General features: G+C 46.4%; 12 protein-coding genes. 7 read left to right on the top strand and 5 right to left on the bottom strand.

The genetic code is table 11. The annotated features are described in order from the left end of the window. Positions 1 to 63 precede the first annotated feature (63 nt). Positions 64 to 1,659 (top strand): fatty acyl-CoA synthetase, encoded by a 1,596-nt coding sequence (locus tag BM613_RS11140; RefSeq protein WP_109431264.1) that lies wholly within the window; start codon positions 64 to 66, stop codon positions 1,657 to 1,659. 133 nt (positions 1,660 to 1,792) lie between these two features. Here BM613_RS11140 and BM613_RS11135 read toward each other — a convergent pair whose 3' ends face one another. The 4 genes from BM613_RS11135 to BM613_RS11120 form a co-directional block, all read right to left on the bottom strand. Further along, on the bottom strand, positions 1,793 to 2,836 hold the full coding sequence (locus BM613_RS11135) for a glycoside hydrolase family 15 protein (RefSeq protein ID WP_109431263.1): 1,044 nt from the start codon (positions 2,834 to 2,836) through the stop codon (positions 1,793 to 1,795). 222 nt (positions 2,837 to 3,058) lie between these two features. After that, positions 3,059 to 3,850 carry a nucleotidyltransferase family protein gene (locus tag BM613_RS11130; protein WP_109431262.1) on the bottom strand — a complete coding sequence of 264 codons (792 nt, stop codon included), beginning with the start codon at positions 3,848 to 3,850 and terminating at the stop codon, positions 3,059 to 3,061. Then, complete coding sequence (locus BM613_RS11125; RefSeq protein ID WP_109431261.1) at positions 3,847 to 6,690, bottom strand: 1,4-alpha-glucan branching protein domain-containing protein; 2,844 nt, start codon at positions 6,688 to 6,690, stop codon at positions 3,847 to 3,849. The genes BM613_RS11130 and BM613_RS11125 overlap by 4 nt, the downstream gene beginning before the upstream one ends. A gap of 29 nt (positions 6,691 to 6,719) precedes the next feature. After that, complete coding sequence (locus tag BM613_RS11120; RefSeq protein WP_181363079.1) at positions 6,720 to 7,277, bottom strand: DUF4912 domain-containing protein; 558 nt, start codon at positions 7,275 to 7,277, stop codon at positions 6,720 to 6,722. A gap of 248 nt (positions 7,278 to 7,525) precedes the next feature. Here BM613_RS11120 and BM613_RS11115 point away from each other — a divergent pair, with 248 nt between their 5' ends. Next, a complete protein-coding gene (locus BM613_RS11115; protein ID WP_109431259.1) occupies positions 7,526 to 8,050 on the top strand; it encodes a chromate transporter in 525 nt (174 codons plus the stop codon). Here the strand turns inward: BM613_RS11115 and BM613_RS11110 are convergent. Further along, a complete protein-coding gene (locus tag BM613_RS11110; protein WP_109431258.1) occupies positions 8,010 to 8,603 on the bottom strand; it encodes a chromate transporter in 594 nt (197 codons plus the stop codon). The two genes, BM613_RS11115 and BM613_RS11110, sit on opposite strands and share 41 nt — an antisense overlap. 188 nt (positions 8,604 to 8,791) lie before the next feature. Between BM613_RS11110 and BM613_RS11105 the strand changes: the two genes are divergently transcribed. From BM613_RS11105 to msrB, 5 genes are all read left to right on the top strand, one after another. After that, a complete protein-coding gene (locus BM613_RS11105) occupies positions 8,792 to 10,276 on the top strand; it encodes a bifunctional metallophosphatase/5'-nucleotidase (protein WP_109431257.1) in 1,485 nt (494 codons plus the stop codon). Positions 10,277 to 10,492: 216 nt separating this feature from the next. Continuing rightward, positions 10,493 to 11,620, top strand: a complete 1,128-nt coding sequence (locus BM613_RS11100) for an MBL fold metallo-hydrolase (protein WP_109431256.1) — start codon at positions 10,493 to 10,495, stop codon at positions 11,618 to 11,620. A gap of 66 nt (positions 11,621 to 11,686) precedes the next feature. Further along, complete coding sequence (locus BM613_RS11095; RefSeq protein WP_109431255.1) at positions 11,687 to 12,919, top strand: zinc-dependent alcohol dehydrogenase; 1,233 nt, start codon at positions 11,687 to 11,689, stop codon at positions 12,917 to 12,919. Positions 12,920 to 12,999: 80 nt separating this feature from the next. After that, positions 13,000 to 13,617, top strand: coding sequence for an FMN-binding negative transcriptional regulator (locus tag BM613_RS11090; protein ID WP_181363078.1), 618 nt, complete (start codon positions 13,000 to 13,002; stop codon positions 13,615 to 13,617). A 22-nt stretch (positions 13,618 to 13,639) separates the two neighbouring features. Next, positions 13,640 to 14,074, top strand: a complete 435-nt coding sequence (gene msrB / locus BM613_RS11085; RefSeq protein WP_109431253.1) for a peptide-methionine (R)-S-oxide reductase MsrB — start codon at positions 13,640 to 13,642, stop codon at positions 14,072 to 14,074. Positions 14,075 to 14,264: the final 190 nt, after the last annotated feature.

The following is a 14,264-nucleotide window of genomic DNA, read 5'->3' as shown; positions in this document are numbered from 1 at the left end:
CTTTATTAAAAAAGCAAATTTGGCTATTTTTAAGAAAATCATTAAAATGGGAGGGCTAAATCCATGACGTTCTCAGACTTTTCTACTAGTTCTAACAAAGAGGGTCTGCGTGCCCGCCGCCATACACTTGGTGATCTGTTGACGCGCACGGCCAAGCGTTATCCTGATAAAATCGCCCTCATTTATGGGGCAACCCGCGTCACGTATCGCGAACTCGAGACTCTGACCAATCAAACAGCACGCTTATTTGCTGCGGACGGAATAAAACGCACAACAACAGTTGCCCTGCTCTCAAAAAATAACTTAGATTTTGTGATTGCTAAATATGCACTTGCCAAACTCGGCGCAATCCTTGTCCCGATCAATTACATGTTGACTGCTCACGAAATGGCTTATATTCTACAACACGCTCATGTCTCATACGCAATTGCAGCAAAAGATTTGATCCCTGCACTCGATGCTGCAATCGCAACTGCAGACAACTTACAAATTGCCGCGCGCTATTCGATTGATACAACCGAAAATATATCGCCATCTTGGAAAACGCTTGCAAGTTTGTGCCACACATGCAGCGGCGATCAGCTCGAGACAGACGTAAGGGATGACGATGTCGCGCAGATTCTTTATACAAGTGGTACAGAGTCGCGACCTAAGGGAGTTATGCTCACACACCAAAACCTTATTTCGCAATATGTCAGTTGTATTGTAGATGGTGCCATGGTTACGCAAGATGTCATCATCCATGCACTCCCGTTTTACCACAGTGCGCAACTCAATTGTTTCCTTGGCCCTGGCGTGTATTTGGGCGCTACAGGAGTGATCTTACAGCATGCTACTCCGGAACTAATCTTACAAGCTGCCAAAGCAGAGCAAGCCACACATTTATTTTGTCCCCCCACCGTCTGGATTGCCTTACTTCGCCAAGAGTTGTTTGACGTAAGCTTGCAATCCATCGCAAAGGGGTACTATGGAGCTGCCATTATGCCGATGGAAATATTAAAAGAACTAGCTCAACGCTTACCAAACACCCAGTTCTATAATTTTTACGGCCAAACAGAAGTTGCCCCACTCGCAACCGTCCTAAAACCAGAGGACCAGTTACGTAAACTCGGTTCAGCAGGCCGACCTGCACTCAATGTCGAAACGAAGATTGTCGATGAGTTTGGCCATGACGTACCTCCCCTGACTGTTGGCGAGATTGTCCATCGCACACCTCACGCCATGCTCGGTTACTTGAACGATCCATCGCGCACAGCAGAAGCATTTCAAGACGGTTGGTTTCACAGCGGAGATTTAGGATATCTCGACGAAGACGGGTATCTCACAATCGTCGATCGCAAAAAGGACATGATTAAGTCAGGCGGCGTCAATGTTTCAAGTCGCGAAGTAGAAGAAACCATTTATCAATTTCCGGGCGTTCTTGAAGTAGCCGTGATCGGAATTCCTGATGATTATTGGATTGAAGCTGTCACGGCAGTAATCGTGATGAAACAAGGACAATCGTTAGATCAAGCCGCTTTACTCACACATTGCCTAGAACGGCTGGCAAAGTTTAAAGTTCCGAAGCACGTGATCACAGTTGACCAACTCCCACGTAATCCCAGCGGGAAAATAGTAAAGAGAGAATTGCGCGAACAGTATAAAACGTATGCGAAATAAATAACCGTTTATCGAAGCAAACCGGGCACAGACTGTGTCTAACGTAGAGACCGAGTCCTGCGCCCGGATGCAAAAGAAGGATGATTTTGGAGAGATCACCTCATGGTTACTTGCACACTTCACGACAAGCAACTCAACTGTGCATAGGAGGAGCAAGGCCAACCGCCACTTCCTTTTGCGCGCTCCCCCCCATTACTTTAGATGACAACAGCGCATAGAAAGCTTGTGCCCACGCGAGCGGCGTATGGCTGTTAGGCATCCCAGAGCGTCCGCCGTACAATTCAGGCAACACGCCAGGGGTAGGCATGACCTGTTCCGTCCACTGAAGGTACGAAACAGCTTTTACTACGTCGTCAAACGTCAAGTAGCACAATCCAAGCCACAGCAATCCCAAACTCCATTGTGCTTCCTTACCATTCTCATGGAAATATTGATCTCCCACATAGCGAATTACACCTTTTTCACGCAATAATTGTTGCTCGATCTGCCTAACTACTCTGCGCGCCAAATCTCTAGGCAATAATTGATACGGGTAAACGAGGCTTAATTGCGCGAGATCACACTCTTTTGTAGCGCTTTCACGTGGCAATAGCTCTATGAGCGCATGCATGCCACGGCGTAAAACAGACGTGTCAACTGTTACATAAGGGGCAACAGCAAGCAACCCCGCTACACACGCACCGATACTACTTGCATGAATCTCCGCCTGCTCTTCCCACATGCCATTATCCGCATCATGCCAAAATTCGAGATTGGCAAGGTATTGCACAAGGAGTTGTACCAGTTCTCGATCACTCTCATCTCGCAGGATCCACTTTCCTTGCCGCAATCCTTCCCCTATGCCATATAAAAAGAGCCCGATCGCGTCATTTTGTGCATTGCCCCAAGGTTCTTGCAACTCTTCTAACCGATCTGGGTCATAGCGCGGATGAATGTATTCATATGCTGCCCTCGGGCGCCTTTGTGCATGAAACGCAATTTTCCATCGATACTTTTTAAAAAGGTCAAGTAACGCATGATAAATGCGCTCATAGCGTCCCTCACTTTGTTCCAAGTACAAAAGAGACACATAGCATGTATCTCGAATCCACACATATTGATAATCAGGAGTCACACTCGCAACATAAAGTCCACTTGGTTGTTCGAGTGTCAAAAGAACGCGAATCGCTTCCTCCATTGCTCATTTCCCCCTTTGCTGCAGGTGCAAAGAAGTCTCTTTCCTTTTCAATGTACGCAAAGACTCATCAAACAGAAAGCCTGAATTTATGACTTCTTAACTCCTTCCCTGATAAGGACATTCAAACATCTGAACCAGTTCTAAATTACAAAAATTCCCTGAAAGTTTGCTGCAATGCTGCTAGCAGACTTTCAGGGAATGTGATAAAACATCTATGTTAGATCATCCCATACGTTGCGCGCTCGAAAGTGGACGTTCTGCATTCCTTGTCAAAACCTTGACTTCACTAGGCAACTTCACACGAACCCGCCCGTTTAACATGTCTAATTGGGTTTGATAATATTGGTGCAAGGTTCCAATATCAGACCAGTATCCTTGCGCTTCATACCCATATAGAGGGAACCCTTCTTCAACAAACCGAGGGAATAAATCACGCCCAAAATCACAAGGGAATCCCTCTGGGATATAACGTAACACTTCTGGCTCAAAAATATAAATCCCTGTGTTCACTAAATAGCGCTCTCCTTGTTGCCAAGTTTGCGGTTTCTCAATAAATCGCTCGATGTACCCCTGGGGATCGAGTTGAACGATCCCATATCCGAGCGGACATGCCATAGAAGTGAGCAAGACAGTAGCTAAAGCGCCTTTTTGACGATGATATGCAAGAGCTTGCGTAAGATCGAAATCAGTCATCCCATCCCCACTCATTACCACAAACGTGTCAGTTAGAAATTCATGCACCGCTTTAATGCCACCAGCCGTCCCAAGCGGTACGGATTCATAAGAATAGTGCATGCGCGCGCCAAATCGTTCCCCTGTTTGAAAATAACTTTGAATGGCGTCTGACAAATAACAGGTTGTAACCATTAAATCTGTAATCTGATGCGACACGAGCCAGTCGACGATATAAGCCAGAGTTGGGCGATCAAGCAAAGGAAGCATCGGCTTTGGCAGACTGCGCGTCAAAGGCTGTAAGCGGGTTCCAAATCCTCCTGCCATAATCACTGCTTTCATCCTACAGTCGCCTCCTTCTGAGTGATAGCATCCATACTTTGTTCATACACGGCTACGGTACGTCTAGCGAGTGCCTGCCAATCATACGATTGCAAGCAGACCTCGTATGCCCGTTCACTCAAACGTCTAGAAAGTTCTGGGTCATCGAGTAAGCGCATGATTTGATCAGCTAAAGAATCTGGATTGCCCGCATAAAAAGTTAGTCCGGTCTCTTCATGACGCACTACTTCACAAAGCCCTCCCACGTCAGCAGCAACAACTGGTGTTTTAAAGCGCATCGCCTCTAACGCAACAATCCCAAAAGGTTCATAGAGGCTTGGAAACACCGCAATTTGCGCAACAGATAGCCATGCATTGCGCCTTGCATCTGAGACAAAGCCCAAAAAATGCACCTGTGCAGATAATCCATTCGCTCGCACCTGCGCCTGCAACTCCTCACTTGCCGGTCCCTGACCCAAGATGACGATCTGTACATCGCTCCCTTTTGTGAAGATGCGCGAAGCGGCCGCAATTAACAGATGCACTCCTTTCTCACGCACTAAACGTCCCACATAGAGGATCGTTCGCTTCCCTGCAGCTAATAACCGATCCGCTTCCTCCAGTTCCCCTACATTCGACATAAGCTCTTGTGCATCTACACCATTTGCGATAACCGTCATCTTTTCAGAGGGCAAAGCAAAGACTTGTTGAACTTCTTTTTTCATAAACTGGCTGCATACAATCACGCGATCGGCTGCAGTGGTCAATTGCCCTTCGATCGAACTAATTTTGCGCTGTAAATCAGTATAAATGCCATGATTGCGCCCGTACTCTGTCGCGTGCAGCGTAGCAATGAGAGGTACTTGTAAACGTTGTTTGAGCATGCGCGCTGCATCGCTCACAAGCCAATCGTGCGCGTGGAGCACATCCACTCGCTGACCACGTTCGATCATGGCTTGACAGGCATCAATCAATGCCAGATTGAGGGCAAACACCCAGTGATAAAAATGTCCTCCATCTGGTTGCAACGGCCGTACACGATGCACGTGTACCCCATCAATCATTTCTTCATAAGGACAATCCTCTCGATGGGCCGTCACGACGTGCACCTCCCACCCGGCTCTGACCAAATGGCGAGAGAGATCATATACGTGACGAGCAAGTCCGCCCACCGTAAGGGGGGGATATTCCCACGTCAACATCCATACCGAACGTTTAGAATGAACTCTGGACAAATGAGGCGTGGTAGGTTGTTCCACCAGGCATCCCTGTGTGCGATAAATACGATAGTCTATATGGGGGAAAAGGGGATCTAGCATTGCGATTTCATGCACAAATTCAGAATCAAGTACACCCTCGATTAACATCTGATATAACTTAGTGAAAGCGTTCACATGTCTCTTGACGCGTCGCACGGCATAATCGACGACAGTCTTATTATCCATAATGAATGCCCAATCACTGCTTTGCGCAAGTAATAATTCTCGCGCAGCTTGATTTAATGCCTGCTCCTGTGCAGCTACAGGTTCTAAAAAACGATCTGCCAGTTCTATCATCTGGTGTTCAGCCACATGTAATGCTGGATAGATCCAGGCATTATCCTCACCAAGCCATACATCAGAAACTCCTCCCCGACCCCAAGAAGAAAGCGGGAGATCACAAACTTGATAATCTGCATAAAGACGCAAATACTCAGAAGGTGTGAGTGCTTGGATCGAAAGTCCATGATCTGCTACATGTGACGCTGACATTTGACGCAAGAGCTGCTCAATCCAAATGGGACCCTCATACCACCAGTGCCCAAATAGTTCTGCATCATATGGGCATACAACGATCGGACTACGTCCCATCTGCCGTTTTGCTGCTGCAAGTTGTTGTTGCTTTGTCTGCAAGAAATGTGCCGCATGTAAGGCAGCCTTCTCTCTCGCTAGTAAGGGGTCATACGGTTCCTTGCGTTCACTCCCTGTGATCCGATAATATTTCACCCCTGTATGGACACGAGTCCCATCTGGATGAATCACTGATTGAAGCTGATGAAGCGGCAAGTCGAACCCTAGATCGCGATAATATTCACGATAGGAGAAATCACCGGGATATCCATGTGTCGATGACCAAACCTGATGAGCAGACGACGCGTCACGCGCAAAAGCAGCAACCCCAGAAGGGGTTAATACGGGAGAAAGCGTTCCAAAAACAGAACGCGGCTGCGCCATAGCAACTCCTTGTGTGTCGGTAAAGAAAAATTCAATTCCGCACTCGCGCAAAAGTTCATCAAGCCCGGGCACAAACCCGCATTCTGGTAGCCAAATCCCTTTAGGCCGCTGGCCAAAGTGTGCAGTGTGCAAATCAAGCGCCGTCCTGAGTTGTGCACGCCTAGCTTCCCTTGTCTGTACCAAAGGCAAATAGGCATGGGTAGCAGCTGATGTGATCAACTCTATCATGCCCAGATCCTGTAAAGCACGCAATCGCTCTACAAGATTCCCTTGGCATGACTCGTAATCTTTTAAAAGGAGCGAGAATTTTTCCCTATAATAGCAAGCAAGGGAATAAAACGCCGAATCGTCCTTTCTTGTACGGTTGATCTCTTGTTCCGTAAACGCAATGAGCTGCTCCATGTGTCGTACATATCTTTCTTGTAAAAGTTCATCCGTCCACATTGAGAGCAAGGTCGGACTCACTGACATGGTCACGCGAAAATCGACCCCATCGCGGATCAGCCCATCAAATACTCGTAATAACGGCAAATACGACTCCGTCAATGCCTCAAAAAGCCAGCGTTGCTCCATGCCATGTGAATCCTCATTGTGCCGCACATACGGCAAATGTGCATGAAGAACCAGACAGACATACCCCTGATTCACGTTTTTTCCCCTCTCCAACCATCCTCTAGCTACTGATCAGTCCACGTATACCCGTTAAACAAACGATCAAAGGGTGCAGTCAAGCGCACCTTTGACTGCTCATGGAAACGGCTTGATTGGCTACTTTGCGCAAAGTCGTACTCTTGGCGCAATGGTTCAAAACAAACGGACGGATGCTCGATAAGTAAAGCGAAAGAGGGAGGAGTTTGAATCACATTGGACTGTAAAATGGCAAAAAGGCCGCCTTCCGGAGTTTGTGTGCAAATGTCAGCAAGATAATGGCGAGTGGGTGACACATTGGAGAAGAACCAATGATCAGATTCTGGATGAACCGATTCGGATCTTGTTTCGTTCGCATGATAGCCATCAAAAAGGAGATCTGTGACATCGTGAAGACGGAGGAACAAGGGGAAGTCACTCCAAGATCGAGAAAAATGTTCGCATAAGAGGTTTCGTTGAACATCTGCTATTTCCCAATAAGCAAATACGGTGGTTGCATCTTTCACCAGTAAGACGAGACGATTCCTTTGTCTTCGCCTTTGCCAAGTGTATTCTAATAAATCCAATTGATCACGAGAAAGCCGCACGCCATAAACCACTCCTTTTTCTGCACGTATGTGGATGATTCTTATCTATATGCGTGAAAATCGAAAACTTGCCCTCGACAGATAAACTTTAATCATATCGAAAAACTCTGTGATTTTTCTCGATCTACGAAGATTCATCAACTCACCATGAAATTGCTCATCCTCAGAAGAATAGACGGAAAAATATGCTATAGTGAAAATAACTAAAATGCTGAGGGGGCCAATAAAAGACCATCGGTCGCTAAACTATGCTACAAATCTGGCTAGAGTTGCTCATCAATTTTTTCATCGTTGGATTACTCGGATTTGGCGGCGGATTTGGCATGATTCCTTTGATGAAAACCGTCACGCTAGGAAACCACTGGCTCACGGCCAGTGAGTTTACCGAAGCCATCGCGATGGGACAAATTACACCCGGCCCTGTAGCGATTAGTGCAACCTTTATCGGAGACCGTGCTGGGGGTTTCATTGGCGCTGTGATCGCTACTTTTGCCGTCTTTTTGCCATCTATCCTCGTCGTGATCGCACTCACTCACATCTATCGCTACGTCCGCAAAATCCCTGGCTCGCAGGACGTTCTTCACGCAACGCTCGCTGGTGTTGTGGGCTTAATCGCAGCTGTAACACTGTCACTCGGACGCAGCGTCATCATCAGCCCACTGGCAGCTGCAATTGCTGTGATCACAATTTTTGGCGTTCTCAAATGGAAATGGCCCTATTGGGCAGTTATCATCACTTCGGGGCTCGTGGGCGCTTTGCTTTTGCGCCCTTAAGGTGCCTCTCACTAAAATACGCAACAATTCCTGCCAATGCTGCAAACAATACAACGAGTGCTGGATTTAACCCCAAAAAGGTAAGCAGGCCCGCTAAGATGGCAAGGACAAGATAAAATTTTTTGCGTGGCAACTCTAAATAGAGCGAGCGCACGACAACCACCAATAGACCAACTACTGCCGCCTCAATCCCTGCCAATATCCCTTGCACCCATGGAGAGTGGATCATTGAAGTCACCGTTGCCAACCCCAAAATCAATAAAAAAGAAGGCCATAATACAGCTGTAATTCCGACCACTACACCCATCCAACCGCGAATGCGATACGCAACCGCAGTCATCACATTGATCGTCGTAGCTCCCGGCGAAAAGGAAGTAAATTCAATCACGTGGTCAAATTGTTCATCCGTCAACCATTGGTGGCGTTCAACGGTTTCCGTACGAATAAAAGACAGTACTGCAAAGCCCCCGCCAAATCCCAACACCCCAATTTTTGTATATACTCTCCATACATCTCGTAATCGGACTTTCTGCTTTTCTGTTTTTTTATTCACCGCTACAAACCTCACTCATGCTTAGTGTAAAGAGGAGATCGCCAATCTATGACATTGTAACACGCAAGTTAGCAAGGCCATAGAACATCTCCATACAAAGGAATGAAAAGCCTTTCTCCAACACATGCTACAGTTCAAAATCTGTACATTTACTTTGACCAACCTGTTTGAAAGAGGTGTGCTAGCGCGTGACATCTGCCCATGTATCGCTAACTTTTCTACAACTGAATGATTTGCACGGACAACTTTTCCCTCACGCAGAACTTTTTTGGCAAAGGGGAACTCCCTTGATCAAACAAAATATCGGTGGAATTGCACGCATTGCAACTTTTCTTAGAACTCGCAAACAACAAGACCCTGACCGGACGTTTATTGCAGACTGCGGCGATGCATTTTTCGGTAGCTATTTTACACAAATCGACCAAGGGGCTGCCCTTCTCCCTTTCTTAAATGCGCTCGGCATTGACGCGAGTAACGGCGGTCATTGGGAGTACTATTATGGACCCGAACGCTTTCTCGAACTCGCAAGAGCCTTAAATTATCCCCTTTATGCGTTAAACGTTTATAAAAAGGGGACGCGCACTCGTATCTTTCCGCCTTATGGCATCTTTGAGAAGGCGGGAGTAAAGATCGCCGTCCTTGGGTTGGCAGCGACGATCGTCGACGACTCTATGCCTGCCTCCTTTGCTGGCAATCTTGAATTCACAGACGGAATTGCTGCGGATGAGCTCCCTGCACTCTTGCCAGAAGTGCGCGCACAAGCTGATCTAATTTGTCTCATCTCACATATGGGACTCCCTCAGGACATTGCGATCGCACAAGGTAACCCTGGCATTGACATCATTTTTAGCGGTCACACGCACGACCGCTTATGGCAACCGGCTGTAGTCACAGGAGGGAATGAGCCTTACGGGGATACACTCTTGATTTCTGCAGGATTTAGTGGATCATTTATCGGCGAACTGCAACTACAACTTGAGCGCACACCAAGCGGACGCCTGCACAAACAATTTTCCTATCGCTTGCACGTAATCGATGAATCCATTCCAGAAGACAGCACCGTGCAACAACAGCTTGACACTTTACTGGAACAGCACAAAGCTACACTCACACCAACACTTGGCACAGTGACGACCGATTTGCACCGCATGTTAACTTTTGAATCAACAATGGACAATTTTCTCTTACTTTGTATGCAAAATACTTATCGTGCTGACCTTTATGTCTCACGCGCTTGGCGTTTTTGCCCACCTAAGCCTAAAGGGGTACTCACTGAACAAGATTTGTGGGATATGGTCCCATTCCAAGTACAGCTATTTGAAGCGCACATCACCGGTTTGGAATTGCGGGCGGCCGTAGAAAAATGGTTGACTAACGTCATGACGACACCCCTGTCACAAAAAGGTGGATATGTGACTCGCCAGCTAGGCATGCACGTAATCGCCCGAATCAACAATCCGGATGGATACCGTGTTCAAGAAATTGAAATTGGCGGGAAACCACTTGACCTGACCATGAAATATCACGTAATCATTGCTGGCGAGCAAGTGAAAAAAGACTTTCTTGCCAACTGGACGCCTTTACCACAAGACTTGCATACCGTTGTACGCAGTGCACTTGCAAAAGGACCTATTCACAGTCCTCTCACTCATGATAAATTTATTATAAGTTAAATTAAATAAGAATCCCCGGTGTGGGGAATTTGCGGTTTCCTGCGTGCACTTCAAGATAGCCATACTCTGTTGTTATCGCAACAATCAACTCCATGGACCTTAGTACCTATGAATGGATAGAACTTTCCCAACAAATGATTGTGAGTTATAGAAATATTTTGTATACTAAGTGTATTCTACTCTTGAAAGAATCGTAGACCGTGAGAGGTGATCTCCATGGAAGATAAGGAGTGGCAAGCAAGAAATCGCTTACCGTTTCCCTTTGAACCAATCGATCTATTTTCCGAAGTGCATCAAGCAACAAGTAGCGGAGTGCAACTGCAAAGAATCCGTGAAACAGCACCACATTTTCAAACTTGGTTTCGTAAAACAGGCCAAGTAAGTGCCTTTTACTCCTACGACCTGATCACACTTCCTTACCCGACTCGCTACGGATTATGGCGAGCAACGCAAAATCCAGCTCCCTTTCTGTGGTTTACTAATCGCATGTTCCTTGTACAATGGAAGGCTCACGGGAAAACGTGGACCCTATTAAGTGAACCTACAGATTACGAACGAGCAGCAAACACGCCCTACTATGCAAATTTGATCGATAAATATGGCACTTATGTATCGAATCGCTTACTCGCAAAGCGCCACGGTACAGTAGAAAGTCACCTTGCGGCCCTTGGTCTGCGACCAGAAGATATAGACTTTATCACATATGATCATTTACACACGCAAGATATTCGACGCTGGCTCGGGACGACTAAACCGCAAGCTGACTGGGAGCAGAATGAGCCGCTATCCCCCTATTTTCCAAACGCGAAACTGATTGTCCAACGCAAGGAATGGGATTTACTACAGACTCTTCATCCACTACAAAAAATATGGTATCAACCCGCCACCTTTCGAGACATACCAAGAGAACGGATTCTCTTGATTGACGGAGATGTCCTATTGGGACCAGGAGCGGCGCTGATCTGGACTCCCGGTCATACAGAAGGCAACCACTCACTTGTGGTCAACACTGAGACAGGGATTTGGGTCTCTAGCGAAAATGCAATCTCCGCAGAATGCCTAACACCAGGTGACAGTAGCCTTCCAGGACTTCGCAATTATTCGAAAACAACCGGTTTAGAAGTGGTCATTAACGGAAATACCCTCGAATACACTGCACGCCAATATAATTCCCTCGTACTAGAAAAAGAACTCGCAGATCCAGTGCCGACAAACTCGCAGATACGACAATTTTTCCCTAGTTCGGAATGGACGAGTCACCCACTCGCTTTAGGGCTAAAACCGTCATTTCGACATTTGCGCGTTGCACTCGGTAAGATAGAAATACCCTCTGATCACACATAAAATATCTCAGCTGTCCCAAAAGCAGAATGCGAATCTAATCGATTTTAGGGGAAGTAGGATACCGACATGAGAGCAATTGTGTATGATTTTTCCATACCAAAATACCTAACCGCGAAAGCAGTTGGAAAACGGTACCCCAAGCTCTACTATGGAAAATTTTCCGCGCTCAGTTTGCGGGAATGGCCAGAAACTAAGACCCTTGGACCCCATGAGGTACAAATTCGACCTTTACTCGCTGGCATATGCGGGACGGATATGGGCGCGATTCTCTATAAATCATCGCCTGCACTTACTCCTTTCAATTCTTTCCCTGCAGTATTAGGTCACGAAGTAGTCGGAATCGTTGAAAATTGTGGAGCCCGCGTGAAAAGTGTCGAGCCAGGTCAGCGAGTTTCTATTGACCCTTTCATTTCTTGTGCAGTGCGTGGAATCGACCCACCTTGTCCAGCTTGTGCAAAAGGTCTACATGCGATGTGCTATTACTCAGGGAGTGAGCGCGGTCTCTCTGCAGGAATGCTGATGGGATTTTGCCGCGATCTACCTGGCGCTTGGAGCGAGCGTTTTGTCGCACATGAATCCATGATTATCCCCGTGCCAGAACAAGTAGCCGACCGCTTAGCCGTCATGATCGAACCACTGAGCGTCGGTATACATGCTGTGTTGCGAAAAAATATCCCCCCCAACAGTTCCGTACTTGTAATTGGCGGTGGAATGATCGCCTATGCAGTCATCGCAGCGCTACGCATGCTTCATCCTTCGAGTCATATCACGCATTATAGCTTGTTGCCTTATCAGCGTGACATGGCATTACAACTAGGAGCAACCCAAGCATTTATTCGTCAAGAAGAGCTACTAAGCGATTTAGAGACACGCTTAGGTGCAAAAAAACATCCCCCTGCTCTCGGACGCGACGTCTATTTAGGCGGTTATGACGCCGTTTACGATTGTATTGGAAGTAACCAATCACTCGCAGATGCCTTACACTATACGCGAGAGCGCGGCAACATCACAGTCGTAGGGACAGCTGGACATATGCACGATCTCGATTGGACTTTTGTCTGGGCAAAAGAATTAGATATCCAAGGGTCTGTCGGCTATGGAAGAGAATCCTGGGAAGGTGAAACCCTCTCTACTCATGATCTGACCTTACGCATGATCATGAAAGAGCATCGCAAACCATTTGAAGCACTCGTTACCCATGAATTTGCGCTTGAAGATTATGAACAAGCAATTATTGCAAATATCGAACGAGCAAAATACAAATCAATTAAAACTGTTTTTAAGATCCATGAATCATAGGCCTAGTTAAGCTTACCACCACCGCAACCTGATGTTATATAATGAGTCTCTATCTGTTTTTAGGGAAGGGGCGTGACACAATGTATATCCCATCGTCGTTTGTCATGGATGATCCTCAAGCGCTTTCGAATTTCATTCGTTTGAACAGCTTTGGCATCTTAGTTAGCACCGATCAAGTGACTCCTATTGCAACGCATCTCCCCTTTCTTTACGATGAGAAGCAAAATGCACTTTTTGCCCACATGGCAAAAGCAAACCCTCAGTGGAAAGCACTTGATGGACAAATGGTACTCACTATATTTCCAGGTCCTCATGCCTATATCTCGCCTTCCTGGTATGGAGATCCCGCATCAGTTCCGACATGGAACTACCTCGCAGTTCATGTGTTAGGGAAATGCTCCATCATCAAGAGTAGAATTGAACTTGCTTCAATCCTCGAACAATTGGTACGATTCTACGAGCCAAGCTCTGATCTACCAGAGCGAGCAACTGAACCATTTTACCAGAATATGATGAATGAGATCGTCGGATTTCGCATTGACATTACTCACATAGAGGGCGTAGCAAAACTGAGTCAGAATAAATCGCCTGCCATTCAACAGCGCGTCGCAAAGCAACTTAGCACTTCTACTGACGTTATGGCTAGGAACATTGGAGCCTTGATGCAAGATCGAGCAAAAGGCGAGCTCGGAAATTGAAGACGAAGGGATGTTTGCTCAAATGGACAAGGAACACTTAAAACAAAAGTTAACCCCACTACAATTTCAAGTCACACAACAGAATGCCACAGAGCCACCTTTTCTAAATGAATACTGGGATTTACATCGCGAGGGTATTTATGTGGACATCATTTCTGGCGAACCCCTTTTCTCTTCCTTAGACAAATACGATTCTGGTTGCGGTTGGCCAAGTTTTACAAAACCTCTTAAAAAACAACAAATCATAGAGAAAAAAGATACTAGCCATGGAATGATTCGCACAGAAGTACGCAGTAAAGATGCTGATTCCCATCTAGGTCATGTATTTCCTGACGGTCCTGTCGAAGCAGGTGGTCTCCGCTATTGCATCAATTCCGCTGCCTTGCGCTTTATACCTAAAGAAGATTTAGAAAAAGAAGGATACAGCGAATACCTATCCTTATTTGCTGAACATTAACGCTATAGACGATTCGAATCATTTATGACTATTCCCAAAAGTTAATCCCGCCTGCGAACTCTATAAAGGCGGGATCCATGATTCAGCCTGCGCTGTGTTTTATTATGTAATTACATGTTTATATAATAAAACGCATGAAGGTGATTGACAATCGTCTTCATGCGTTAAGCTTTGTCGCCTCTCACTTACA

It is taken from the genome of Sulfoacidibacillus thermotolerans, assembly GCF_003144315.1.
GTDB classification, from domain to species: Bacteria; Bacillota; Bacilli; order Alicyclobacillales; family SLC66; genus Sulfoacidibacillus; species Sulfoacidibacillus thermotolerans.
The sequence above is the reverse complement of the archived record's forward strand: the minus strand, read 5'-3'. Positions and strand labels throughout refer to the sequence as shown.